The 23,421-nt window shown below is 72.9% G+C and carries 22 protein-coding genes, 1 tRNA gene and 6 pseudogenes; 13 read left to right on the top strand and 16 right to left on the bottom strand.

The genetic code is table 11. The annotated features are described in order from the left end of the window. The first annotated feature begins 164 nt into the window (after positions 1–164). Positions 165–626, top strand: a complete 462-nt coding sequence (locus tag U6N30_RS03015) for an AMIN-like domain-containing (lipo)protein (protein ID WP_324276082.1) — start codon at positions 165–167, stop codon at positions 624–626. Between the two features lie 280 nt (positions 627–906). Beyond that, positions 907–1,373, top strand: a pseudogene (locus tag U6N30_RS33165) (AMIN-like domain-containing (lipo)protein). A 38-nt stretch (positions 1,374–1,411) separates the two neighbouring features. Here U6N30_RS33165 and U6N30_RS03005 read toward each other — a convergent pair. Together U6N30_RS03005 and mca are read right to left on the bottom strand one after the other, a co-directional pair. Beyond that, entirely contained in the window at positions 1,412–1,738 is a 327-nt protein-coding gene (locus U6N30_RS03005; RefSeq protein ID WP_324276080.1) for a hypothetical protein, read from the bottom strand. Beyond that, entirely contained in the window at positions 1,735–2,622 is an 888-nt protein-coding gene (gene mca / locus U6N30_RS03000; protein ID WP_324276079.1) for a mycothiol conjugate amidase Mca, read from the bottom strand. The genes U6N30_RS03005 and mca overlap by 4 nt, the downstream gene beginning before the upstream one ends. A 252-nt stretch (positions 2,623–2,874) precedes the next feature. Here mca and greA point away from each other — a divergent pair. Together greA and U6N30_RS02990 are read left to right on the top strand one after the other, a co-directional pair. Then, positions 2,875–3,360, top strand: a pseudogene (gene greA, locus U6N30_RS02995) (transcription elongation factor GreA); the annotation flags it as partial. A 25-nt stretch (positions 3,361–3,385) separates the two neighbouring features. After that, positions 3,386–3,709, top strand: a complete 324-nt coding sequence (locus U6N30_RS02990) for an RNHCP domain-containing protein (protein ID WP_254920469.1) — start codon at positions 3,386–3,388, stop codon at positions 3,707–3,709. A gap of 107 nt (positions 3,710–3,816) precedes the next feature. Here the strand turns inward: U6N30_RS02990 and U6N30_RS02985 are convergent, their stop codons facing one another. The 3 genes and pseudogenes from U6N30_RS02985 to U6N30_RS02975 form a co-directional block, all read right to left on the bottom strand. Then, positions 3,817–4,182: a M3 family metallopeptidase gene (locus U6N30_RS02985; RefSeq protein WP_324278143.1), complete on the bottom strand. Its 366-nt coding sequence runs from the start codon at positions 4,180–4,182 to the stop codon at positions 3,817–3,819. 137 nt (positions 4,183–4,319) lie between these two features. Then, positions 4,320–5,909, bottom strand: a pseudogene (locus U6N30_RS02980) (M3 family metallopeptidase); the annotation flags it as partial. Positions 5,910–6,157: 248 nt separating this feature from the next. Further along, positions 6,158–6,964 carry an ABC transporter permease gene (locus tag U6N30_RS02975; protein WP_324276078.1) on the bottom strand — a complete coding sequence of 269 codons (807 nt, stop codon included), beginning with the start codon at positions 6,962–6,964 and terminating at the stop codon, positions 6,158–6,160. 64 nt (positions 6,965–7,028) lie between these two features. Between U6N30_RS02975 and U6N30_RS02970 the strand changes: the two genes are divergently transcribed. Then, positions 7,029–7,208, top strand: coding sequence for a hypothetical protein (locus U6N30_RS02970; RefSeq protein WP_324276077.1), 180 nt, complete (start codon positions 7,029–7,031; stop codon positions 7,206–7,208). Positions 7,209–7,212: 4 nt separating this feature from the next. Here U6N30_RS02970 and U6N30_RS02965 read toward each other — a convergent pair whose 3' ends face one another. From U6N30_RS02965 to U6N30_RS02955, 3 genes and pseudogenes are all read right to left on the bottom strand, one after another. After that, entirely contained in the window at positions 7,213–7,890 is a 678-nt protein-coding gene (locus U6N30_RS02965) for an ATP-binding cassette domain-containing protein (RefSeq protein WP_324276076.1), read from the bottom strand. Between the two features lie 192 nt (positions 7,891–8,082). Beyond that, the gene (locus tag U6N30_RS02960) at positions 8,083–8,334 is read right to left on the bottom strand and encodes an ACT domain-containing protein (RefSeq protein WP_324278142.1); all 252 of its coding nucleotides are present in this window, start codon (positions 8,332–8,334) and stop codon (positions 8,083–8,085) included. A 105-nt stretch (positions 8,335–8,439) separates the two neighbouring features. Then, positions 8,440–9,503, bottom strand: a pseudogene (locus tag U6N30_RS02955) (threonine ammonia-lyase); the annotation flags it as partial. 132 nt (positions 9,504–9,635) lie between these two features. On the opposite strand from U6N30_RS02955, the gene U6N30_RS02950 reads away from it, so the two are divergent. The 5 genes from U6N30_RS02950 to U6N30_RS02930 are packed head-to-tail and all read left to right on the top strand — an operon-like array spanning position 9,636 to position 14,041. After that, on the top strand, positions 9,636–10,949 hold the full coding sequence (locus tag U6N30_RS02950) for a sigma 54-interacting transcriptional regulator (RefSeq protein WP_324276075.1): 1,314 nt from the start codon (positions 9,636–9,638) through the stop codon (positions 10,947–10,949). A 1-nt stretch (position 10,950) separates the two neighbouring features. Then, positions 10,951–11,715, top strand: coding sequence for a hypothetical protein (locus U6N30_RS02945; RefSeq protein WP_324276074.1), 765 nt, complete (start codon positions 10,951–10,953; stop codon positions 11,713–11,715). Then, the gene (locus tag U6N30_RS02940; RefSeq protein WP_324276073.1) at positions 11,715–12,935 is read left to right on the top strand and encodes a vWA domain-containing protein; all 1,221 of its coding nucleotides are present in this window, start codon (positions 11,715–11,717) and stop codon (positions 12,933–12,935) included. The genes U6N30_RS02945 and U6N30_RS02940 overlap by 1 nt, the downstream gene beginning before the upstream one ends. Positions 12,936–12,941: 6 nt before the next feature. Next, on the top strand, positions 12,942–13,538 hold the full coding sequence (locus U6N30_RS02935) for an AbrB family transcriptional regulator (RefSeq protein ID WP_324276072.1): 597 nt from the start codon (positions 12,942–12,944) through the stop codon (positions 13,536–13,538). Next, on the top strand, positions 13,535–14,041 hold the full coding sequence (locus U6N30_RS02930; RefSeq protein WP_324276071.1) for an AbrB family transcriptional regulator: 507 nt from the start codon (positions 13,535–13,537) through the stop codon (positions 14,039–14,041). Before U6N30_RS02935 ends, U6N30_RS02930 begins: the two co-directional genes overlap by 4 nt. 49 nt (positions 14,042–14,090) lie before the next feature. On the opposite strand, the gene U6N30_RS02925 is transcribed toward U6N30_RS02930, so the two are convergent. After that, positions 14,091–15,272, bottom strand: a complete 1,182-nt coding sequence (locus tag U6N30_RS02925; protein ID WP_324276070.1) for a DUF2252 domain-containing protein — start codon at positions 15,270–15,272, stop codon at positions 14,091–14,093. Between the two features lie 510 nt (positions 15,273–15,782). On the opposite strand from U6N30_RS02925, the gene U6N30_RS02920 reads away from it, so the two are divergent. Together U6N30_RS02920 and U6N30_RS02915 are read left to right on the top strand one after the other, a co-directional pair. Then, positions 15,783–16,595, top strand: coding sequence for an SGNH/GDSL hydrolase family protein (locus tag U6N30_RS02920; protein WP_324276069.1), 813 nt, complete (start codon positions 15,783–15,785; stop codon positions 16,593–16,595). A gap of 121 nt (positions 16,596–16,716) precedes the next feature. Then, positions 16,717–17,937 (top strand): acetyl-CoA C-acetyltransferase, encoded by a 1,221-nt coding sequence (locus U6N30_RS02915; RefSeq protein WP_324276068.1) that lies wholly within the window; start codon positions 16,717–16,719, stop codon positions 17,935–17,937. A 151-nt stretch (positions 17,938–18,088) separates the two neighbouring features. Here U6N30_RS02915 and U6N30_RS02910 read toward each other — a convergent pair whose 3' ends face one another. Both U6N30_RS02910 and U6N30_RS02905 read right to left on the bottom strand, forming a co-directional pair. After that, positions 18,089–18,901 (bottom strand): Bax inhibitor-1/YccA family protein, encoded by an 813-nt coding sequence (locus tag U6N30_RS02910; RefSeq protein WP_324276067.1) that lies wholly within the window; start codon positions 18,899–18,901, stop codon positions 18,089–18,091. Positions 18,902–19,055: 154 nt separating this feature from the next. Further along, positions 19,056–19,129, bottom strand: a tRNA-Leu gene (locus U6N30_RS02905). A gap of 164 nt (positions 19,130–19,293) precedes the next feature. Between U6N30_RS02905 and U6N30_RS02900 the strand changes: the two genes are divergently transcribed. Continuing rightward, positions 19,294–20,109, top strand: a complete 816-nt coding sequence (locus U6N30_RS02900; RefSeq protein ID WP_324276066.1) for an alpha/beta hydrolase — start codon at positions 19,294–19,296, stop codon at positions 20,107–20,109. Between the two features lie 4 nt (positions 20,110–20,113). On the opposite strand, the gene U6N30_RS02895 is transcribed toward U6N30_RS02900, so the two are convergent. The 5 genes and pseudogenes from U6N30_RS02895 to U6N30_RS02880 form a co-directional block, all read right to left on the bottom strand. After that, positions 20,114–20,740 carry an NAD(P)/FAD-dependent oxidoreductase gene (locus U6N30_RS02895; protein WP_324276065.1) on the bottom strand — a complete coding sequence of 209 codons (627 nt, stop codon included), beginning with the start codon at positions 20,738–20,740 and terminating at the stop codon, positions 20,114–20,116. Positions 20,741–20,799: 59 nt separating this feature from the next. After that, positions 20,800–21,012 (bottom strand): annotated as a pseudogene (locus U6N30_RS33160) (NAD(P)/FAD-dependent oxidoreductase); the annotation flags it as partial. A 143-nt stretch (positions 21,013–21,155) separates the two neighbouring features. Further along, positions 21,156–21,506, bottom strand: a pseudogene (locus U6N30_RS33155) (FAD-dependent oxidoreductase); the annotation flags it as partial. 43 nt (positions 21,507–21,549) lie between these two features. Beyond that, on the bottom strand, positions 21,550–22,323 hold the full coding sequence (locus U6N30_RS02885; protein WP_324276063.1) for a uracil-DNA glycosylase: 774 nt from the start codon (positions 22,321–22,323) through the stop codon (positions 21,550–21,552). Positions 22,324–22,370: 47 nt separating this feature from the next. Next, the gene (locus U6N30_RS02880) at positions 22,371–23,345 is read right to left on the bottom strand and encodes a Ppx/GppA phosphatase family protein (RefSeq protein ID WP_324276062.1); all 975 of its coding nucleotides are present in this window, start codon (positions 23,343–23,345) and stop codon (positions 22,371–22,373) included. Between the last annotated feature and the right edge of the window lie 76 nt (positions 23,346–23,421).

Raw genomic sequence — 23,421 nt, 5'->3', positions numbered from 1 at the left:
TCGGCGGATTCTCGTCCTCGACGCCACTCCGGCGTCACCTCGCCAGGAGGCACCGCCATGAACCGAAAGCCCGCCCGTCTCCTCGTTCTCGCCGTCACCGCCGCGACCGCCGTCGGGGTCGCCACCATCCCCGCCTCGGCCGCAGATCCCTACTGCGGCATCGAGTGGGGCTCCTCGCGAAGGTCGCCGACGGGCCGGACACCGAGATGGTCAACGATGTCCGCGCCGGCCGGCACGCCTGCTTCGATCGCCTGGTCGTCGATCTCGGCGGCCAGGACACCACCTTCGGGTCCTACGACGTCCGCTACGTGCCCCTCGTCTCCGAGGACGGCTCGGGCCGTGCGGTTCCTGTCCGCGGTGCGGCGGACCTGCAGATCGTGGTGCGCGCGCCGGCCTACGACCCGCGCGGAGCCGCCACCTTCACACCGGCCGACCGCCGGGAGGTCGTGGACGTGGCCGGGTGGACCACGTTCCGGCAGGTGGCGTGGGCGGGGAGCTACGAGGGGCACACGACCCTCGCCCTCGGCGTCCGCGCGCGGCTGCCGTTCCGCGTCTTCGCCCTGGCCGGCACGCCGGCGTCCGACCACGGCCCGCGACTGGTCATCGACGTCGCACACCGCTGGTAGCCACGCCTCCTCCCGCCCGCCGTCCCCGATCACCCGGGGACGGCGGGCGGCTGCACGCCCGTGCCGTGACGAGCGCGTGACGATCCCGCGACCTCCGCGGGAGGGGCGGCTGCCCGGGGTACCGGTGGGACATCGGACATCCAGCCCACGGAGGCGATCATGAACCGACAGCACTCCCGGCTCCTCCCCTGCTCGCCGGGGCCGTCCTCGCCACCGGGGTGCTGGCCGGGCCGGCCCAGGCCTCCCCACGCGGCACGGTGACCAACCGTTCTGCGGGCAGGTGTGGGGGTCGCTCCCCGAGGCGCGCGAGCTGACGACGTCCACGGCCGTCGTCACCGACGTCCGTGCCGGCCGCCACGTCTGCTTCGACCGGCTGGTCGTCGACCTCGGCGGGACGGCGGACAGCGACCTCTCCTACGACGTCCGCTACGTCGCCGGACTGGCGGCACAGGGGTCCGGCGACGAGATCCGCTGCGCGGCGGCGCCACTCTGCAGATCGTCGTCGGTGCACCCGCGCACGACGACCGGTACCGACCGACGTATCTGCCGGACGACGCCGACGAGCTCGTCGACGTGGCGCCCTACGAGACCTTCCGGCAGGTGGCCTGGGCCGGTTCCTTCGAGGGGCAGTCCAGCCTGGGCATCGGGACGCGGGCGCGACTGCCGTTCCGCGTGTTCACGCTCGTCGGGGACCCGGGCAGCGACCAGGCGGTCCGCCTGGTCGTCGACGTCGGGCATCTCTGGTGACGTGCCGCCGGCTCGTCACCGGCCCCGCGAGGGTCGCGTCAGCCGCGCGGACCGGTCCCGTCCGGGCGGTCGTCGCGCGGGCCCTCGATGGCCCGCGGCTGCTTGCGCAACGAGTCCAGCACCTCCTGCCCGGGGTCCGGCCGGAAGAGCTCCTCCGGGGTGTCGGGCACCTGCGTGCCGCGCTCGGCGGGGTCGAAGCTCGCCGGGATCCGCTTGAGGTGCTTGCTCATCGACCGGACCAGCAGGAAGACGGCGATCAGCAGGACGACGGTGAGCAGCAGGCCCAGTGGGCCCGACTTCCCGACGTCCTCCGGCGCCTGCTCGGCCAGCACCTGCCCGGCCGAGACGAGGACGAGTCCGGTCATCGCACACCCACCTCACTGCGGATCCCGGTGAACAGGTCTCCTTCGGGCACGGGGACGTCGACCAGCGTGCGGGCCAGCTCGTAGTCCTCGGTCGGCCACACCTGCTGCTGCGTCTCCGGAGGGCAGGCGAACCAGCGCCCCTCCGGGTCGATCTGGGTGGCATGGGCGATGAGGGCGGCGTCGCGGACCGGGAAGTACTCCGCGCACGGGACACGGGTGGTGACCCGGTGGGAGATGTCGTGCGCGGGGTCCCAGTTGGCCAGCCACTCGGTGTAGGGCGACTCGACGCCGGTGGCGAGGATGGCCTCGTGCAGCGCCTTCGTCCGCGGCAGGGTGAAACTCATGTGGTAGTAGAGCTTGCTCGGCTGCCAGGGCTCGCCGAGCTCGGGGTAGCGGTCGGGGTCGCCTGCGGCGTCGAACGCGTGCACGGAGATCTCGTGTGTCTTGATGTGGTCGGGGTGCGGGTAGCCACCGCGCTCGTCGTAGGTGGTGATGACCTGCGGCTTGAACCGGCGGATCAGGGCCACCAGCGGAGCGGCGGCCTCCTCCACGGGGACGAGCGCGAAACAACCGTCCGGGAGCGGGGGCAGCGGGTCGCCCTCCGGGAGGCCGGAGTCGACGAAACCGAGGAACTCCTGCTCGACGCCGAGGATCTCGCGGGCCCGCGCCATCTCCTCCACCCGGATCTGCGGGAGCCGCTCCCACACCTCCGGGCGGTCCATCGCCGGGTTCAGCACGGAGCCGCGTTCACCACCGGTGCAGGTCGCCACCAGGACGCGCGCGCCCTCGGCCACGTACTTCGCCATGGTGGCGGCGCCCTTGCTCGACTCGTCGTCCGGATGGGCGTGCACCGCGAGCAGGCGCAACTGGTCGGGTTCGTTCACGCCCCCATTGTCACCCGCCCGACCGCCCGACCGGTGCCCCGAGGTGGCACCTCGCCGGAGAAGGGCCTGGTCGGTGCACCCGGTCGGGGGATGATGTGTCACAGCTCACCAGTCGATCCGATACGGTTCCGCATCTCCGGCTCCGATCCGCGGCGTCGTCTGCGGCGGTGGACCCGGTGTTAGCTTGGAGGATCGACGCAGCGACCGCCGCCAGCCCGGGGGCGGTCACCCGAGTCTCAGGAGTACCCCTACGTGTCCACCCCCACCGACGAGCAGGACCAGGGCGTCTGGCTGACGCAGGAGGCCCACGACCGGCTCAAGGCCGAGCTCGACCAATTGGTGGCCGGCCGGCCCGCGATGTCCGCGGAGATCAACGCCCGCCGCGAGGAGGGCGACCTGAAGGAGAACGGCGGCTACCACGCGGCGAAGGACGAGCAGGGCAAGCAGGAGGCCCGCATCCGGCAGCTGACCGATCTGCTGCGCAAGGCACGCGTCGGGGATGCCCCGAAGACGGCGACGAACGCGGCCCTGGGCACCGTCATCACCATCAAGTTCGCCGACGACGACGACACCGAGAAGTTCCTGCTCGGCTCCCGCGAGATCGCCGGCACGACGGACCTCACCGTCTACTCGCCGGAGTCCGCGCTCGGCTCGGCGATCATGGGCGCCGCACCCGGCACCACGGTGACCTACCAGGCGCCCAACGGCCGCGACATCAGCGTCGAGGTCGTCTCCGTCGAGCCGTTCACCCCTGAGTCCCGCGGTGGGGGCGCGCTCCCGTCAGGCGGAGAACACCGGCTTCGCGTGCGTGCACTGCACCGCACCCGTGCCGGCCAACACCGACGGCCACTACCGGAACCACTGCCCGTTCTGCCTGTGGTCGCTGCACGTCGACGAGCTCCCGGGAGACCGGGCGAGCGAGTGCCGCCAACCCATGGAGCCGATCGGGCTGGTGGAGAAGTCGGGCAAGGGCTGGCAGGTGGTGCACCGCTGCACGGCGTGCGGCCACCGCCAGCCCAACCGCCTCGTGCGCGACGGCGAGAGCCCCGATGATCTCGACCTGGTGCTGTCGCTCCCCTGGTTGTGAGTCGATGACACTGCGGTCCTCCGGACCGCACCGCGGCCAGGTGCCGTCCCGCTGCGCCGATGAGCCGTTGCGTCGTTCCTCGCGGAGACCCTCCGGGCCTCCACTCGTCACGACAAGGCAGTGGTCAGACCACGCCTCATGAGCAGCGGTCGGGGGTCGGCGTCGCGACCGCGGACGGCGCGGAACGCCGCGAGCGGGTCGACCGAGCCACCGACGGCGAGCAGCTTCGAGCGGAATGCCTCGCCGTTCTCCCGGCGCAGGCCGCCGTTCTCCTTGAACCACTCCACGGTGTCGGCGTCGAGGACCTCCGACCAGATGTAGGAGTAGTAGCCGGCCGCGTAGCCCCCGGCGAAGACGTGCTGGAAGTACGTCGTCCGGTACCGCGGCGGCACGAGCGCGGACGAGACGCCGGCAGCGGCCAGCGCCTGCTGCTCGAACGCGATCGGGTCACCGATCTCGGTCTCCGGGGTGATCCGGTGCCAGGCCTGGTCGAGCAGCGTCGCGCCGAGGTACTCGAGGGTCGCGAAGCCCTCCCCCAGAGCTGGGCAGCGTCGATCGCGTCGACGGTGGCCCGGGGCAGGGGCTCACCGGTCTGCACGTGCCGGGCGTAGTTCCCGAGGATCTCCGGCCAGAGCGCCCACATCTCGTTGACCTGGCTGGGGAACTCGACGAAGTCCCGAGGGACCGCCGTGCCGGAGAAGCGTGGGTAGGTGACCGCGGAGCTGAGTCCGTGCAGGGCGTGGCCGAACTCGTGGAAGAGGGTGTTGACCTCGTCGAGGGTGAGCAGCGTCGGCTGACCGTCGGGCGCCCGCGACACGTTCAGGTTGTTGACCACCACCGGCGAGGTCCCGAGCAGCCGCGACTGCCGGACGAACGAGCTCATCCACGCGCCGCCGCGCTTGCCTTCCCGGGCGAAGAAGTCGCCGAGGTAGAGCCCGACGGCGGCGCCGTCGGCGTCGGTCACCTCCCACACGCGGACGTCGGGGTGGTAGCCGACGAGGTCGGAGCGGGCCGCGAACCGGTAGCCGTAGAGCAGCTCGGCCGCGTGGAAGACGCCGTCGACGAGCACCCGGTCCAGCTCGAAGTACGGGCGCAGCGCCGCGGTGTCGACGGCGTAGCGCTCGGCGCGCACCTGCTCGCTGTAGAACGCCCAGTCCCAGGCCTCGAGCGCGACGCCGTCCCGCTCGGCCGCCTCCCGCAGCACCACCGCCTCGGCATCGGCGTTGGCCACGGATGCAGGCACCATCGTGGCGAGCATCGCGTCGACCGCCGCGGTGGTGCGGGCGGTCGAGTCGGCGAGCACCAGATCGGCGTGGGTGTCGAACCCGAGCAGCCGGGCCCGGTCGGCACGCAGGGCAGCGATCCGGAGGGCCACCGGCCGGTTGTCGTGCTCCCCGTCGACGCACGGCCCAGCGATGCTGCGAACACCCGGCGCCGCAGCTCCCGGTTCCGCAGCTTGGACAGGAGCGGCTGACCGGTCGGCAGCAGGAGCGCCAGCACGTAGCCGTCCAGACCACGATCCGCGGCCGCCGCCGCGGCGCCGGCGATCTCCTCGTCCGACAGCCCGTCCAGTTCGGTCCGGTCGCTCACCCGGACGGCGGCCGCCTCGGTGGCCAGCTGGAGGTTCTGGCCGAACGCGGTGGAGAGGGTGGACAGCTCCTGGTTCAGCTGGGTGAGCCGGGCCCGGCCGGCCTGGTCGAGCTGCGCACCCGCGAGGACGAGGTCGAGGTGGTAGCGCTCCACCAGCCGGACGGCCTCGGCGTCGAGCCCGCTGTCGTGCCTGGCGGCGTGCACGGCGTCGACGCGGGCGAACAGCGCCGGGTCCAGCCGGATGGCGTCGTCGTGCGCGGCCTCCAGGGGCGCGATCTCCCGCTCGATCTCCCGCAGCCGCGGCGTCGACACCGACGACGTCAGGTTGCCGAACACGTTCCACGCGCGGGTCAGCAGCGCACCCGACCGTTCCAGCGCCACGACCGTGTTGTCGAACGTGGGTTCCTCGTCCGAAGCGACGATCGCGGCGACCTCCGCCCGCTGCTCGGCCATCCCGGCCAGGAGCGCCTCCCGGCAGTGCTCGGCGGAGATGTCGGCGAAGGGCGGCAGCCGGAACGGCAGCTCCGACACGGTCAGCAGGGGTTGTCGGCGGACACGGGGGTGGTGGACAGGGGGTGGTGGACAGGGCGGCACTGCCTTGGGCGCTCATCGCCGCCCATCCTGCACCGTGGCCGGGGATCAGCCCCGCCCGGTGGCCGCCTGAGCCGGCGCTCCAGAGCCCGTGCCGCGCGCGGGAGCAGCGTCCCCATGACGGCGCCCAGTCCCCGCCCGGCGACGGTCATCGGGCCGGTGCCGTCCAACGCCACCGTCCACGCGGGCACGGTGCCGCCGTCGTCCTGGAGCAGGCGGCGGCCGGGCGGGAACCGGCGGGACGGACCGCCGGTTCCCGCCCGACGGTCAGCGACCGGCCGTCCGGCGGTAGGTGCGCACCGCGAGCGGCACGAAGACGGCCAGGAACAGCGCCACCCAGATGAACACGTAGAGCACCGGGTTCTGCAGCGCCCAGCCCTCCGGCTCCGGCGCACCCGGCACGACGTTGCCGAACAGCTCCCGGGCACCCTGGACCACCGCGGACACCGGGTTCCACTGCGCGAACGTCTTGAGGACGGTCGGGAAGTTGTCGATCGGCACGAACGTGTTCGCGATGAAGGTGATCGGGAAGATCACGATGAAGCTGGCGTTGTTGACGACCTCCGGGGTCCGGACGAGCAGTCCGACGAAGGCCATCACCCACGACATCGCGTAGGCGAAGGTCAGCAGCAGGAGCACGCCGAGGATCGCCTCGCCGATGGAGGTGTGGATCCGCCACCCGACCACGAAGCCGGTGATCATCATGACGGCGATGGTCAGGACGTTCAGCAGCAGATCGGCGACGGTGCGCCCGATCAGCACCGCGGACCTGGCCATGGGCAGTGAGCGGAAGCGGTCGATGAGGCCCTTCTGCAGGTCCTCGGCCAGGCTCGCGCCGGTGATCGTGCTGCCGAAGATCACCGTCTGGGCGAAGATGCCCGGCAGCAGGAACTCGGCGTAGTCGAGGCCGTCGGGGATGGGGATCGCGCTGCCGAAGACGTAGCGGAACAGCAGCACGAACATGATCGGCGACAGCGTCGCGAAGACGATCAGGTCGGGGACGCGCTTGACCTTGATCAGGTTGCGGCGGGTGATGGTCAGGCTGTCGGAGACAGCCATCGTCAGCGCGGTCATCGGGCTCCCCTCCGGCAGGCACCGGCTCGGCCTGGGTGTCGTCGGTCGGGGCGTCCTCGGCGGCATGCCCGGTCAGGGTGAGGAACACGTCGTCGAGGTCGGGACGGCGCAGCCCCACGTCGAGCACCTCGATCCCGGTGCCCTCCAGCAGGCGCAGAGCCTCGGCGAGCACCTCGGTGCCGCCGCGGACCGGCAGGCTCAGCCGCCGGGTCTGCTCGTCGGTGCGGGCGTCCTCGAAGGCTAGGGGCTCAGCCGCTGCGCGACGTCGGGCAGGTCCACCGCCCGGGCGAGGGTGAACTCCAGCCGCTGGCCACCGACCTGCGCCTTGAGGTCGTCCCCGTCCCTCGGGCGATGACCCGGCCGCGGTCGATGACGACCATGCGGTCGGCCAGCCGGTCGGCCTCCTCCAGGTACTGGGTGGTCAGCAGGATCGTCGTCCCGCCGTCGGCGAGCTCCGCGATGAACTCCCACATCGCCAGCCGGCTGCGCGGGTCCAGCCCGGTCGTCGGCTCGTCGAGGAACAGCACGCGAGGGCGGTTGATCAGCGAGGCCGCGATGTCGAGCCGGCGGCGCATGCCGCCGGAGTAGGTCTTGGCCGGCCGGTGCGCGGCGTCCACCAGGTCGAACCGCTCCAGGAGCTCGTCCGCCCGCGCACGGGCCTCCGCCTTGGGCAGGTGGTACAGCCGGCCGACCATCTCCAGGTTCTCGAAGCCGGTCAGGTACTCGTCCACGGCGGCGTACTGGCCGGTGAGACCGATCGACGCCCGCACGTCGTCCGCGTCGCGCACGACGTCGAGCCCCATCACCTCCGCGCGCCCCTCGTCGGCGAGGAGCAACGTGGTGAGGATCCGCACCACCGTCGTCTTCCCCGCGCCGTTCGGGCCGAGGAGCCCGAGCACCGAGCCCTCGGTCACGGTCAGGTCCACTCCGTCGAGGGCGGTGGTGGCGCCGTAGCGCTTGACCAGCCCTCGACCACGATCGCGTCGGTCATGGAGCCCACGCTAGGGCGGGACGGTGACAGTTCCCGACCGCGTTTCGCGGTCGGCGGACAGGCAGGGTCGAGTTCACGGACATCAGGACCCTGCCGGCCGCGCGAAGTCATCGGTCGCCGGCGGACGTCACTCCCGGGTGACCGCGTACCCGGCCTGCGTCAGCGAGGCGACGACGTCGGTCGCATGGTCGGGGCCGCGGGTCTCCAGGACGACGAACACCTCGACCTCGCCGATGTCGAGCCGGGTGGCGGTCCGTTCGTGCTCGACCTCGAGTACGTTGGCGCCGACGGCGGCGAGGGCCGCCAGCACCCCGGCCAGCGACCCCGGCCGATCGGGCACCCGCAGCCGCAGCGAGAGGTAGCGCCCGGCCGCGGCCATGCCGTGCTGCACCACCTTGAGCAGCAGGACCGGGTCCATGTTGCCGCCGGAGACGACGGCGACGACCGGCGGCGCGAACGCCTCGGGGTCGGCGAGGACCGCGGCCACGGCCGCGACGCCGGCCGGCTCGACGACGAGCTTGGCCCGCTCCAGGCAGAACAGCAGCGCCCGGGACAGGTCCTCCTCGGTCACGGTCCGGACCTCGTCGACCAGCCCCTGGACGTGGGCGAGCGTGAGGTCGGTCGGCGACGCGACAGCGATGCCGTCGGCCATGGTGGCCATGGCCGGCAGCGGCAGCGGCCGCCCTCGGCCAGCGACCCTGGGAACGCCGCGGCTCCTTCGGCCTGCACGGCGACCACCCGGACGTCGGGACGGCGCGACTTCACCGCTGCCGCCACGCCCGAGACCAGTCCCCCGCCCCCGGTGCAGACGATGACGGTGGCCACGTCGGGGCACTGGTCGAGGACCTCCAGGCCCACGGTGCCCTGGCCTGCGAGCACGTCGACGTGGTCGAACGGGTGGATCAGGACCGCGCCCGTGCGCTCGGCGTGCTCGGCGGCGGCGGCGAGCGCCTCGGTCAGCGTCGGTCCGCCCAGCCGGATCTCCGCGCCGTAGGCCCGGGTCGCGGCCACTTTCGGCAGCGGCGCGGTCTCGGGCATGAAGACCGTGGCCGAGCACCCGAGCAGGCGGGCGGCCAGCGCGACGCCCTGGGCGTGGTTGCCTGCGCTGGCGGCGACCACGCCGCGGGCGCGCTCGGCGTCGGTGAGCCGGGAGATCCGCGTGTAGGCGCCGCGGATCTTGAACGATCCCGTCCGCTGCAGGTTCTCGCACTTGAGCCACACCGGTCCTCCGACGCGGTCGGCCAGCCCGCGGGAGTGCCAGAGCGGGGTGTGCCGGACGACGTCGGCGAGCAGCGCGGCGGCGGACTCGATGTCCGCGCCGCTGACCAGGGGTACGTCGGAGGTGGCCACGCGGCGATCATCGCAGGCGGGAGCAGCCGTACGGCGCCGAACCACGGCTGTCGCGCCGAGTGGACCCTGGAGGGGTTCGCCCAGGTGCGACGCAACGGCTCGGCGGGAAAGGGGACGGAAATTGGTCGCGGTGTCGTCCGGAGGACGACAGATCACATAGTCGTCGTACCGTGGTCGAGGTGACGGAACCGGCCACATCAGCCCCCTTCCCCCGCCCCCACGACGCTCGGCGAGCTCCGCGGGACCGGCGCCCGTTTTCGCCCCGTCAAGGCCGAACTGCGGGCGAACCTGCTCGCCCGGCTGGGTGCCGGGCAGCCCAGCCTCCCCGGCATGGTCGGGTTCGAGGACACCGTGCTCCCCGAGGTCGAGCGCGCCCTCATCGCCGGCCACGACCTCGTCCTGCTCGGCGAGCGCGGGCAGGGCAAGACCCGCCTGATCCGCACCCTCGTCGGGCTGCTCGACGAGTGGACGCCCGTCCTCGTCGGCAGCGAGCTCAACGAGCACCCGCTGCACCCGATCTCGGTGTGGGCGCACCGGCAGATCGCCGAGCACGGCGACGACACCCCGGTGGGCTGGCTGCACCGCAGCGAGCGCTTCGGCGAGAAGCTGGCGACCCCCGACACCAGCGTCGGTGACCTGATCGGCGACGTCGACCCGATCAAGGTGGCCGAGGGCCGCACCCTGGGTGACCCCGAGACGGTGCACTACGGCCTGGTGCCGCGCACCAACCGGGGCATCTTCAGCGTCAACGAGCTGCCCGACCTGGCCGAGCGCATCCAGGTCGCGCTGCTCAACGTGCTGGAGGAGCGCGACATCCAGATCCGCGGCTACCGCGTCCGGCTGCCGCTGGACCTGCTGCTGGTCGCCAGCGCCAACCCCGAGGACTACACCAACCGGGGCCGGATCATCACCCCGCTCAAGGACCGGTTCGGCGCCGAGGTGCGCACCCACTACCCGATCGAGCTCGCCGACGAGATCCGGTTGCTGCACCAGGAGGCGCAGACCAGCTGGATGGGTCGCGCCGGGGGCAACGGCACCCTCGACGCCCCGATCGTCCCGGAGCACCTGGTCGAGATCGTCGCCCGGTTCACCCGCCTCGTCCGCGAGTCCAGCCACGTCGACCAGCGCTCCGGCGTCAGCGCCCGCTTCGCCATCGCGGGGCTGGAGACCCTCACCGCCTCCGCCGTCCGGCGGGCCGCGATCGCCGGTGAGACCCGGCCGGTCGCGCGGGTGGTCGACCTGCCCAGCGTCGTCCCGGCGAGCCGGGGCAAGGTCGAGTTCGCCGACGCCGGCTCCGATCCCGACGACGAGCGGGAGCTGGAGGTGCTGGAGCACCTGCTGCGGCAGGCCACCGCGCAGACCTTCCGCGCCCGGTGCGCGGGGCTGGACCTGACCGGGCTGCAGGAGCACTTCACCGGCGGGGAGACCGTCGAGTCGGGCGAACTCGTACCCGCACCGGCGCTGCTCGGCCAGCTGGGCACCATCCCGAGGCTGGCCGAGCTGCTGGGCCGACTGGGGGTGCCGGAGGGCGAGCAGTCGGCGGAGCAGGCCGCGGCCGCGGTCGAGTTCGCGCTCGAAGGGCTCTACCTCACCCGCCGGCTGGCCAAGGACACCGACGGCACCCGCACGGTCTACGGGGCCTGAGATGCCACGCCGGCCCGGGAAGGGCTACCGGTACGGCAAGTGGCACGGCGGGCCCGACCCGCTGGCCCCGCCCTACGACCTGGGCAACGCCGTCGACGAGATCGGTGACTCGGTGCTGGGCGGCAGCGGCGTGCGCGAGGCGCTGCGCGAGCTGCTGCGGCGCGGCACCGAGGGCCGGCGCGGCCTGGACGAGCTCCGCCGCTCGGTGCGCGAGCGGCTGCGCAAGGCCCGCACAGCCGGGCGGATGGACGGCACGCTGGAAGAGGTCCGCGAGCTGCTCGACCGCGCCCTGGACGCCGAGAAGCGCGAGCTGTTCCCCGACCCCGACGACGGGGCGCGCCTGGCCGAGGCCGAGCTCGACGCCCTGCCGGAGGACACCGCGGGCGCCGTGCGCGCGCTCAAGGAGTACCCGTGGCGCTCGGCGGAGGCCCGCCAGGCCTACGAGCAGATCCAGGACCTGCTCCGCCGCGAGGTGCTCGACAGCTCCTTCGCCTCGATGAAGCAGGCGCTGGAGAACGCCACCGAGCAGGACATGCAGGCGGTCAAGGACATGGTCGCCGACCTGTCGCAGCTCATCGACGCGCACAACCGCGGCGAGGACACCGACGAGCGCTTCGCCGACTTCATGGCCAAGCACGGCCAGTTCTTCCCCGACGACCCGCAGTCGATCGAGGAGCTCGTCGACTCCCTGGCCCGGCGGGCAGCGGCGCAGGAACGGATGATGGCCGGCCTCTCCCCGAGCAGCGGGCCGAGCTGTCGGACCTGATGGCCCAGACGATGTCCGACATGGGGCTGGCCAGTGAGATGTCGCACCTGCAGGACGCCCTCCGGCAGGCCCGCCCGGACCTCCCGTGGGGCCAGCGCGGCCAGGTCCCCGACGGCGAGCAGTCCCTCGGCATGGGCGACGCGACCAGCGCGGTCGCCGAGCTCGCCGACCTCGAGGCCCTGTCGAGCCAGCTCTCGCAGGGCTACGCCGGTGCGTCGCTGGCCGACATCGACGAGGAACTGCTCGAGCGCGCCCTCGGCCGGCCGGCGGTCGACGACCTCGCGGCCCTGCGGCAGCTCGAGCGCGAGCTCGAACGACAGGGCTTCCTCAACCGGTCCGACGGCAAGCTCGAGCTCTCGCCCAAGGCAGTGCGCCGGCTGGGCGCCACCGCCCTGCGCCGGGTGTTCGCCACGCTCGACGCCACCGGCCGCGGGGAGCACGACGTCGCCGACGCCGGAGCCGCCGGGGAGCTCACCGGCAGCTCACGGGAGTGGCGGTTCGGCGACGAGCAGCCGCTGGACGTCGTCCGCACGGTGAAGAACGCCGTTCTGCGGACGGCGGGCAGCCCGCGCAGCGACGGGCAGAAGAGGGTGCAGATCGCCGTCGAGGACTTCGAGGTGGTCGAGACCGAACGGCGCACCGGCGCGGCGGTCGCCCTGCTGGTCGACCTCTCCTACTCGATGGCGCTGCGCGGCACCTGGGGCGCGGCGAAGTCGACGGCGATGGCACTGCACTCGCTGGTGACCACCCGGTTCCCGCAGGACGCGATCCAGATCATCGGGTTCAGCTCCACCGCCCAGGTGCTGCGGCCCGAGACCCTCGCCGAGCTGTCCGTGGACACCCTGCAGGGCACCAACCTGCAGCACGGCCTGATGCTCGCCCGCCGGTTCCTCGCCCACCACCGGGACGCCGAGCCGGTGGTCCTCGTCGTCACCGACGGCGAGCCCACGGCCCATCTGGAGGACGACGGGACGCCGTTCTTCTGCTGGCCGCCGATGCCGGAGACCATCGCCCGCACGGTCGCCGAGATGGAGCGGGTGGCCCGCACCGGGGCCACCGTGAACGTGTTCGCCCTGGACCCCGACCCCGGCCTGATCCACTTCGTGCACGACCTCACCCAGCGCGCCGGTGGCCGGGTGTTCCAGCCCGACGCCGAGCGGCTCGGCGAGTACGTGGTGGCCGACTACCTCCGCACCCGCCGGGGTCGTCGGGCCCGCTGAGGGAACGTGCCGAGATCGCGTGGATCTCGACACGTCGCGACACCTGAGCGGCCGAGATCACGACCGTGCCCCCATATACGGTATAGGCCTTCCTCAGAAGCGGGGGCCTCCGTGCTGATGCTCGCGACGCTGGCGGCGGCCGTCGCAGGCGGTCTGCTCGCGCGGCGCCTGAGACTTCCCGGTGGCCTGCTGGTCGGCTCCGCGATCGGCGCCGCGGCCGTGACGCTGGCGTCGGAAAGCCGGCTACCCGTGCCGGCCGCGATGAACATCGCGATCCCGATCGCGGTCGGAACGCTGACCGGGTTGCTGCTGACGCGCAAGGCGGTACGCGAGCTCCGTTCCGTACTGCTGATGGCGGTGTGCTCGGGCGTGGCCATCATTGCGCTCGGGCTCGGTGTCGCCGCGGCACTCGAAGCGATCGGGTGGGCGCCACCCGCGGTCGCCCTCGCCACGTCGCCGGGGGCGCTCAGCGTGCTCGTCGGGACAGCGATCGAAGTGCAGACCGGCAGCATGGAGGTGGCGATGTTCCACATGGTCCGGCTGATGCTCGTCGTCCTGCTGTCGCCGCTGCTGGTGGCCCTCCTACGTCACCCCGACCCGTGAGGCGTCGCGCGCACGCCGCCGGACAGTTCCTCGCCCTCCTCGGGGCCGGCGCCGGCGCGGGGATGGTCGCCGGCGCGGCAGGCATACCGGGTGGGTTGATCTTCGGTTCGGTCGTCGGCGCGGCCGCTGCCGGTCTCGTCACCGGGTGGGAGATCACCGTCCCACCGTGGCTGGCCAACCTGGTGCTCATCTGTGTGGGTGCGCAGATCGGGATGCGCGTCACGCGGGACACCGTGCACCTGCTCGGCGGACAGCTGCTGCCTGCGACTGCGGCGGCGTTGGTTCTCATCGCGGGCGGTCTCGGCATCACCTGGATCCTGCGTCGCACCGGCCGCAGCCCCCGGGGTGACGTGCTGGCGACGTCGCCCGGCGCCCTCGAGGTGCTGATCGCCCTCGCGGTCGAGCGGAACTACGGGGCGGGGCAGGTGGCCGTGTTCCACCTCGTGCGCGTCCTGCTGGTGGTCGCGTCGGTACCTCTCCTGCTGTACCTGTTCCCGCCCTGATCAGGACGATGGCCGTCCGTCGGCCGGCCTGGCCGCCACGTCGGCATGGTCATCCACGTGCCGCGTCCGTCGGCAGCAACTGCTCGCTCGAGCTGATGCCGGGGATCTCGCCGGCGCGGAAGGCATCGACGAACAGCCGGAAGTCGTCCTGGGTCCGCCGCGCGTAGGAGTGCGCGAACTCGACGAGATCGTCGACGAACTCCTGCCGGCGCCCGGCCAGCATCGCCACGATCGCCTCTTCCGTCTGGAACGGCACCAGCGTGTGGTCGCTGTCGGCGTCGCCCACGCAGTGCAGCTTCGCGGTCGCCCGGCCGAGCTGCTCCAGGACCGGCCGGATGTCGGCGGGCTCGGTGAGGTCGTCCCACTCGAGGTCGAGCTCGTAGGGCGACAGCTCCGCGACGACGAATCCGGTTCCCCGGATGTCGGTGTAGCCGAGGAACTGGGAGGCGTGCGACTGCAGGGCCCGCCGGCTCACCGCCGTCCGGTGGCCCTCGTGCTCGAAGTACCCACGGATCTCCGGATCGTCGACGATCCGGCTGGGTGCGGGCACGTTGCCCTGCTTCACCGACAGGACGACGTCGTTCTCCAGCGCCTGGTCGTAGCCCTCCAGCAGCACGTTGTAGGCGGGGAGCCCGGCGCTGCCGATGCCGAAGCCGCCGGTGCCGATGACGTCCTTGACGTCGTAGGCCACCTCCCGCCGCCACGGACGCGGGGGCAGCGTCGCCTTGTACCGCTCCAGCGCCGCGAGGACCTCCTCCCGCTCGGCGTCGTCCAGCCGGCGGTTGCGTGGCGACTCGGCGAACTGGCGTTCGTAGTCCTCCACCTTGGTCATCCGCTGGAGCAGGCCCAGCCGGGTGCGGGTGGCCGTCCGGCGGATCAGCTCGTGCACCGCGCCGTGGGTGTTGTCGGCCAGCAGGGCGTACTCGCGGTCGGCGTCCGAGCGGGTGAAGGCCTCCACCTGGTCCAGCCACGCGTTCAGGTAGACGGCGAGCAGGTCGCCGATCACCTCGTCGGAGAACGCCTTCCGCCAGGCCATCAGCGCGAAGCTGGCCGCGAAGCGGCGCAGGTCCCAGCTGACGTGGCCCAGGTAGGCCTCGTCGAAGTCGTTGACGTCGAACACGATCCGGCCGTTGGCGTCCATGTAGGTGCCGAAGTTCTCCGCGTGCAGGTCGCCGTGGATCCACACGCGGGACGTCTGCTCGTCACACCAGCGGTCCTCGCTGGTCGCCATGTCGGCGTAGAACAGGCAGGCACTCCCCGGTAGAACGCGAAGGGATCAGCGGCCATCTTGCGGAACTTGGTGCGGAACGCGCTCGCGTCGGCAGCCATGAGGTCGGCGAACGCCTCGACCAGGACGTCGACGATCAGCTGACGGCGATCCTCCGGGTTTGTGGAATGGGTCACACCTGCGGGTGATAGGGCCACAGGAAGCACGGTAGAGGGCCGATAACCTCGGCAGCAGCACCGACGGCAGACCAGGACACCAGGCCAACGACGCAGAGCACCGGAGCGGAGGCACCGTGACGCGGACGGCAACGGCGCGACGGCTGGCCGCCGCCACCGCCTACGGAGGCGGCAGCGTGGCCCTCGGCAGCGCCGCCCTCGTCGCGCTCCTCCGCGAGGAGGCCCGCGCGGCCCGCCGCAACATCGAGGCCCGCACCGACAAGGCCGGCCCACCCTCGGGCGACGGCGTGTACGGCAGCGGTGCACGCAACGGCCGCGCCACGCCCTCGTGTTCACCGTGCTCGGCGACTCCAGCGCCGTGGGGCTGGGTGTCGAGCACTCGTCCCAGACGCCGGGCGTCCTCATCGCCGCCGCCCTCGCCGAGCTGGCCGAGCGCCCCGTGCGACTGCTCCGGCTGGCCGTCTCCGGCGCCCGTTCGGCACAGCTGGACGTGCAGGTCGACCAGGCGCTCGCCGAGGGTCCCGACGTCGCCCTGATCATGATCGGCGCCAACGACGTCACCAGCCGAACCCGCCCGGCTGACTCCGTCCGCCACCTCGCCGACGCCGTACGCCGGCTCACCGCGGCCGGCTGCGAGGTCGTGGTCGGCACCTGCCCCGACCTCGGCACGATCCGGCCGATCGCCCAGCCGCTGCGCACCCTGGCCCGGCGCTGGAGCCGGCAGATGGCCGCCGCCCAGACCGTCGCCGTCGTCGAGGCCGGCGGGCGCACGGTGTCGCTCGGGTCGGTCCTCGGGCCGGCCTTCGCCTCCGACCGCGACATGTTCAGCGTCGACGAGTTCCACCCGAGCGCGCACGGCTACGCGCAGGCGGCCGCGGTGCTGCTGCCGTCGGTCGCCGACGCCGTCGGCGTCTGGCCCGCCTCGGCCGACCGTGGCGTGCGCCCGATCCGTCGCGGCACCGTGCGGCCGATCGAGCAGGCCGCGGCGCGGGCCGCCAGTCGCACCGGTACCGAGGTCCAGCCCGCGGAGGTGCGCGGTTCGGACACCGGACCGTGGGGCGCGTGGGCGCTGCTGCGCCGTCGGCGGCCGACCGGGATCCCCACGCCCGAGGAGGCGCGGGAGTCGGCTGAGGCCTCGGTCACCGCCTGACCGGGACAGCTCCGCACGCGGCCGGGGCGGGGCACCGCCACGCCCGTTACCGCGGAGTAGTTTCGAGGCGACCCGTCGCCTGCGCACCCGTGCCCGGCGCCCACCTCATCGTGGAGGACCCATGCCCGAAGCAGTCATCGTCGCGACCGCCCGCTCCCCTATCGGCCGCGCGTTCAAGGGTTCCCTGAAGGACCTGCGACCCGACGACCTGACCGCCACCATCGTCCGTGCTGCGCTGGACAAGGTGCCTGCCCTCGACCCGCGCGACATCGACGACCTCATGCTCGGTTGCGGCCTGCCCGGCGGCGAGCAGGGCTACAACATGGGCCGCGTCGTCAGCGTGCTGCTCGGCATGGACCACCTGCCCGGCACGACGATCACCCGCTACTGCTCCTCCTCGCTGCAGACCACGCGCATGGCCATGCACGCGATCAAGGCCGGCGAGGGCGACGTGTTCATCTCCGCGGGCGTGGAGATGGTGTCGCGGTTCGTGAAGGGCAACAGCGACGGCCTGCCGGACACCAAGAACCCCGTGTTCGCCGACGCCGAGGCCCGTGGGGCCAAGGTCGCCGAGAGCGGCGCCGACTCGTGGACCGACCCGCGCGAGAACAGCGACGTCCCGGACATCTACATCGCCATGGGGCAGACGGCGGAGAACCTCGCGCTGATCAAGGACGTCTCCCGCCAGGAGATGGACGAGTTCGCCGCGCGCAGCCAGAACCTGGCCGAAGCCGCCATCGACAACGGCTTCTGGGACCGGGAGATCACCCCGGTCACCACCCCGGACGGCACCGTCGTCAGCAAGGACGACGGCCCGCGCGCCGGCACGACGGTCGAGGCCCTCGCGCAGCTCAAGCCGGTCTTCCGCCCCGACGGCCGGGCGACGGCGGGCAACGCCTGCCCGCTCAACGACGGCGCCGCCGCGGTGGTGGTCATGAGCGACACCAAGGCCGCCGAGCTGGGGCTGACCCCGCTGGCCCGGATCGTCTCCACCGCGGTCACCGGCCTCTCGCCGGAGATCATGGGCTACGGGCCGGTCGACGCCTCCAAGCTCGCCCTGCAGCGCGCGGGGATGACCATCGACGACATCGACCTCGTGGAGATCAACGAGGCCTTCGCCGCCCAGGTCATCCCGAGCTACCGCGACCTGGGCATCGACATCGACAAGCTGAACGTGCACGGCGGCGCCATCGCCGTCGGCCACCCGTTCGGCATGACCGGCGCCCGCATCACCGGGACGCTGATCAACGGCCTGCAGACCAAGGACACGACCTTCGGCCTGGAGACCATGTGCGTCGGTGGCGGCATGGGCATGGCGATGATCATCGAGCGCCTGAGCTGAACACCCGGTTGATCATCGTCTGCGCGCTCGGCGGGCCGGCGTGTCCGACCGTGTCGCGTGCACGGAGACGATGATCGACATCGAATAGCGCGCAGCGACGACGAAGGCCCGGCCCCTCGCGGGGACCGGGCCTTCGTTCCTGCGGTGCAGGTTACTCGCGGAAGTAGCTGAGCAGTCGCAGGATCTCGATGTAGAGCCAGATGACCGTCACGAGCAGGCCGAAGGCGATGTACCAGGCGAACTTCGCCGGGGCGCCCCGACGGATGGCCTCGTCGGCCAGGTCGAAGTCCAGCAGCAGGAAGAACGCCGCCACACCGATCACGAGCAGGCTGAAACCGATCGCCAGCGGGCCGCCGGAGCGCAGGCCCAGGCCGTCGCCGCCGCCGATCCACGCAGCCACCAGGTTCGCCACCATGAGCACCAGCACGCCGATACCGGCGGCCATGACCCAGCGGGTCAGCTTCGGGGTGACCCGGATGGCGCCGGTCTTGTAGACCACCAGCATGCCGGCGAAGACACCGAACGTGCCGATCAGCGCCTGCATGACGATGCCGGGGTAGATGTCGTTGAAGGCCTCGCTGATCGCTCCGAGCGCGACGCCGTACAGGGCGCCGTAGCTGAGCGTGGCGATCGGGTTGGCGATCTGCTTGAACGCGATCACCAGGCCGAGCACGAAGGCGATGAGCACGGCCGGGAGCGCGAAGCCCCAGGCCGCCTGACCGGGCAGCGCCCAGGTGGCGGCGGCCGTGGCCACGGTCACCAGGAACGTGATGCCGGTCTTCGCGACGACGTCGTCCATCGTCAGGTAGCGCGTGGTGGTCGCCGCGTACGGCGACGGAGCGGCATAGGGGTCGGCGGTGGCGGGCGCGCCGTACTGCGACTGGGGCTGGGCGCCCCAGCCTGCGTACTGCTGGCCGTTGCCGGCGCCGCCGAGACCCTTGAACGCCGGGTTACTGCTGGGCATCGTCATCTCCCTGAGGTGACTGGTCGGTCCGTGGAGCTCACGGTGCTGCACTCCACTCGGTCAGGTCAACGCCCGAGGCCCCCAGGACGTTCCGGCGTGTCGCGGGTTCCCCCGTCCGGGCGTCCGAGGCGGGCTGCCGATCGACTGCTGACCGTGCCCCCGGTCGGGATCGAACCGACACTGTGACCCTTTTAAGGGGCCTGCCTCTGCCGATTGGGCTACGGGGGCGTTGCCGGGCACGCTAGCGGTCCGGGCAGTCTCCGGAGGTCGACCCGTACGGTGACGTCCGTGAACCGCCGTCCCCAGATCCCGGTCCGGGTGATGCGCGCCGGAGTCCGTGGACTGGTCCGTCCGGTGCTCGGCCCGCGCATGCCGGTGGGCATCCAGCGCCGGTGGCTGGGCATGGTCACCCGGCCCACGCCAACGGCCGAGGGCGTCGAGATCCGCTCCGGCCGCCTGGGCCGCAGACCGGCCGAGACGCTGGTCCCGGCCGGCGGCGATCCCGGCACGGCGCTCCTCTACCTGCACGGCGGCGGCTTCACCACCGGCTCCCCGCCACGCATCGCGCGCTGGCCACCCACCTGGCCGCCGCCAGCGGAGCGACCGTGCACGTCCTGGACTACCGCCTGGCGCCCGAGCACCCCTACCCGGCAGCACTCGAGGACGTCCTCGCCGCCTACTGGGAGCTGCTCGACCGCGGGGCGACGCCGGGCCGCACCGCGGTCGCCGGCGACTCCGCGGGCGGGTGGCTGGCGCTCACGGCCGCGCTGTGGCTGCGCGACAGCGGCGATCCCGCGCCGGCCGCGCTGGGCCTGATCTCTCCCTGGCTGGACCTCACCGGCAGCGCCTGGCCCGACGACCGCACCGACGCGATGCTGCGGCCGGCGTGGCTGCGCCGGTGCGCCCGCGAGTTCGGCACGGGCACCGATCCCGCCGAGCTCGCCCCGCTGGAGGCCGACCTCGCCGGTCTGCCGCCGATCACGATGCACGTCGGGAGCGAGGAGATCCTGCTCGACGACGCCGTCCGCCTGGCCCACCGCGCCCGCGCCGCCGGGGTCCCGGTCGACCTGCGCCGGCTGGACGGGCTCTGGCACGTCGCGCACGCCTCGGCCGGACTGGTGACGGCGTCCACGGCGGCCGTGAGCGCGCTCGGGTCCTCGCTCCGCGCCCACCTCGCGGACGGCGAGCGCCGGCTGCCCGCCGGCTGAGCGATCAGGCGGCCCCGGCCCCGGACGGCGGTGTTGCCGGGGCCGGCGGCTGGGCGCTGCGGCCGGTGGCGGCGGCGGACACGAACTCGCGCCGGGGATCCTGCAGCTGCCCCAGGGAGACGACCTCCCGGCGGAACAGCGAGGCCAGCGTCCAGTCCGCGACCACCCGTGCCTTGCGGTTGAAGGTCGGCACCCGGCTCACGTGGTAGCTGCGGTGCATGAACCAGGCGGGCCAGCCCTTGAGCTTCACGCCGTAGACCTGGGCCACGCCCTTGTGCAGACCCAGGCTGGCCACCGACCCGGCGTACTTGTGCCGGTAGGGCACCGGCTCGCCACCGGCGAGGACCGCGACGATGTTGTCGGCCAGCCGCCTGGCCTGCCGGACGGCGTGCTGGGCGTTGGGCGCGGTGGTCACGTCCGGGCTGTCCGCGGTCAGGTCCGGGACGGCGGCCAGGTCGCCGGCCGCCCAGGCGTCGGGCATGCCACGCACCTGCAGCGTGGTCTCGCACTCGACCCGCCCGCGACCGTCGACCGGCAGATCGGTTGAGGCCAGCATCGGGTTCGGCTTCGTGCCCGCCGTCCACACCAGGGTGTCGCTGGCGAACTCCTCGCCGTCGCTGAGCCGCACCACCCCTCGGCCGACACCGACTCGAGCCGGGTGTTCAGCCGCACGTCCATGCCCCGGGCGCTGAGCTGCTTCACCGTCCAGGCGGCCATGTCGAGGTCGACCTCGGGCAGGATCCGGCCCATCGCCTCGACGAGCACCCAGCGCATGTCCGTCGGGGACAGCCGGGGGTAGTAGTGCGCGATGGCGTAGCGCGCCATGTCCTCCAGCTCGGCGAACGCCTCCACCCCCGCGTAGCCGCCACCGACGAAGGTGAAGGTGAGGGCCCGCTGCCGCACGACCGGGTCGTCGGTCGAGCTGGCGGCGTCGAGCCGGGCGAGGACGTGGTTGCGCAGGTAGATGGCCTCCCCACGTTCTTGAAGCCGATGCCGTGCTCCGCCAGACCGGGGATGGGGAGCGTCCGCGCAACCGAACCGGCCGCCATCACCAGCACGTCGTAGGAGACCTCGAAGCTCTTCCCCTCCACCGGGGCGACCCGGGCCCGCCTCTCCGCGTGGCTGAGCCCGGTCACCGCTCCGGTGATGACCCGGCAGTGCCGCAGGGTGCGGCGCAGCGGGACGACGACGTGGCGGGGTTCCACGGAACCGGCGGCGGCCTCGGGGAGGAAGGGCTGGTAGGTCATGTGCGGCTGCGGGTCGACCACGACGATCTCCGCACGCCCCCGGGACAGCTTCTTCTGCAGGCGCAGCGCGGTGTAGAGACCGACGTAGCCCCCACCGACCACGAGGATCACGGGGCGGTGGGTCAGCTCGCGAGCGGTCGCCTCGGCCATGCACCGAGCCTAGGCCCGGGACGGTGCGCCGACCTGCTGGGACCTACTGCCGCGGAGGGAAGCCGGCGAGCTCGGTCGCCCGGCTCAGCACGGCGTCCAGCATCGGCTCGGTCAACCGGCCGGTGAAGGTGTTCTGCTGGCTGACGTGGTAGCTGCCCAGCAGCGTCAGCGGTCCGCGAGCGCCTTCGAGCTGCACCTCGATCCCGTGCCCGAAGGCGGGCCGTGGTCGGGGGATCCGGTGGCCGGCGGCGGCCAGGACCGGCCACAGCGCCGTCCAGCCGAACCCACCCAGGACGACGATCACCCGCAGGTCCGGCAGGAGCGCGAGCTCGCGCGCCAGCCAGGGGTTGCAGGTGTCGCGCTCCTGCGGGGTCGGCGCGTTGTCCGGGGGCGCGCAGCGGACGGCGGCCGCCACCCGCACACCGGTCAGCTCCAGTCCGTCGCCGATGTGGGTCGACGTCGGCTGGTTGGCCAGCCCGGCGCGCCACAGTGCCGCGAAGATCCAGTCCCCGCTCCGGTCCCCGGTGAAGACGCGCCCGGTGCGGTTGCCGCCGTGCGCGGCCGGCGCCAGCCCGACGACGGCGATGCGCGCGTCGGCCGGGCCGAGACCCGGCACCGGGCGGCCCCAGTACTCCTCGTCGCGGAAGGAGGCGCGCTTGACCTTCGCGACCTCCTCGCGCCAGGCCACCAACCGGGGGCAGGCGTAGCAGCCGGAGATCCGGTCGTCGAGGACGGCGAGGTCGCGGGCCCCCGAAGCCGAGCGGACGACCCCGGCCGGGGTTCGCGTGACCGGGAACCCGTCAGCGTCTAGAGGCATAGGAACCTATACGTGCATCCGGGGCGCCAGAACACAGGTATAGGTTCCTATGCCCGGGGGCGGGCGAGTGCCTGAGGGCGGGCGAGGCGGAGGGCGATGCCGTCGAGGATGTCGTGCTCGCTGACGACGACCTCGGCCAGCCCGAACTCGTCCATGAGCACCCGCAGGATGAGCGCTCCGGCGCCGATGACGTCGACGCGGCCGGGGTGCATGACCGGCATGGCGGCGCGTCGGGCGCGCGTCGCGGCGAGCAGGTCGGCGGAGACGTCGCGGACGGCGCCGACCGGGATGCGGGAACCGTGGATGGCGTCCGGGTCGTACTCCGGCAGGCCGAGGGCGATCGCGGCGACGGTCGTCACCGACCCCGCGACGCCGACCAGGGTGGCCGTCTCGCCGACCGGCACCTCGGCCGCCACCTGGTGCAGGGCGGCCCGGATGTCGTCCTCGGCCCGGCGGATCTGCTCGCCGGTCGGCGGGTCGCCGTGCAGGTGCCGCTCCGTCAGCCGGACGCAGCCGATGTCGACCGACCGGGCCGCGCGCACGCCGGACGCGTCGCCGAGCACGAACTCCGTCGACCCGCCGCCGATGTCCACGACGAGGAAGGGAGGCCGGGGCGCCGCGGCCCCGTGGGCGCCGGCCGCGGCGTCGAGGGAGGCGGTGGCACCGAGGAAGGACAGCTCCGCCTCCTCGCGACCGGTGATCACGTCCGGCAGCCGGCCGAGCGTGGCCAGGACCATCTGCTCGAAGTCCGCCCGGTTGGCGGCGTCCCGGCTCGCGCTGGTGGCCGCCATCCGGACCCCGGTCGCACCCAGCTCGCGGGCGGCGTCGGCGTACCCGGCGAGGGCGATCCGGGTGCGCTCGATGGCCTCCGGGGCGAGCCGGCCGGTGGCGTCGACACCCTGGCCCAGGCGCACGACCTCCATGCGGCGGGTCAGGTCGGTGTGCGCGCCGCGCTCGGGCACGTCGGCGACCAGCAGCCGGATGGAGTTGGTGCCGCAGTCGATCGCGGCGACGCGGGTCACGGGGTCTCCTCGGCCGGGCGGGCGCACGGACCTGCCGCCCACCACTCCCCATCTCCTCGACGGCCCGGTCACCGAT

The organism is Blastococcus brunescens (genome assembly GCF_035320885.1).
Classification (GTDB): domain Bacteria; phylum Actinomycetota; class Actinomycetes; order Mycobacteriales; family Geodermatophilaceae; genus Blastococcus_B; species Blastococcus_B brunescens.
Note: the sequence above shows the minus strand (reverse complement) of the source record. Positions and strands in the feature narration are given on the sequence as shown.

Excerpts from the sequence above, each read along its gene's own strand:
- U6N30_RS02940 (WP_324276073.1), top strand. The coding sequence starts at position 11,715 with ATGGCCCAGACGATGTCCGACATGGGGCTGGCCAGTGAGATGTCGCAC.
- U6N30_RS02915 (WP_324276068.1), top strand. The coding sequence starts at position 16,717 with ATGCCCGAAGCAGTCATCGTCGCGACCGCCCGCTCCCCTATCGGCCGC.
- U6N30_RS02910 (WP_324276067.1), bottom strand. The coding sequence starts at position 18,901 with ATGCCCAGCAGTAACCCGGCGTTCAAGGGTCTCGGCGGCGCCGGCAAC.
- U6N30_RS02970 (WP_324276077.1), top strand. The coding sequence starts at position 7,029 with ATGCCCGGTCAGGGTGAGGAACACGTCGTCGAGGTCGGGACGGCGCAG.
- U6N30_RS02885 (WP_324276063.1), bottom strand. The coding sequence starts at position 22,323 with ATGCCTCTAGACGCTGACGGGTTCCCGGTCACGCGAACCCCGGCCGGG.
- U6N30_RS02975 (WP_324276078.1), bottom strand. The coding sequence starts at position 6,964 with ATGACCGCGCTGACGATGGCTGTCTCCGACAGCCTGACCATCACCCGC.
- U6N30_RS02925 (WP_324276070.1), bottom strand. The coding sequence starts at position 15,272 with ATGGCGACCAGCGAGGACCGCTGGTGTGACGAGCAGACGTCCCGCGTG.
- U6N30_RS03005 (WP_324276080.1), bottom strand. The coding sequence starts at position 1,738 with ATGACCGGACTCGTCCTCGTCTCGGCCGGGCAGGTGCTGGCCGAGCAG.
- U6N30_RS02945 (WP_324276074.1), top strand. The coding sequence starts at position 10,951 with ATGCCACGCCGGCCCGGGAAGGGCTACCGGTACGGCAAGTGGCACGGC.
- U6N30_RS02960 (WP_324278142.1), bottom strand. The coding sequence starts at position 8,334 with ATGGCCGCGGCCGGGCGCTACCTCTCGCTGCGGCTGCGGGTGCCCGAT.
- U6N30_RS02950 (WP_324276075.1), top strand. The coding sequence starts at position 9,636 with ATGGTCGGGTTCGAGGACACCGTGCTCCCCGAGGTCGAGCGCGCCCTC.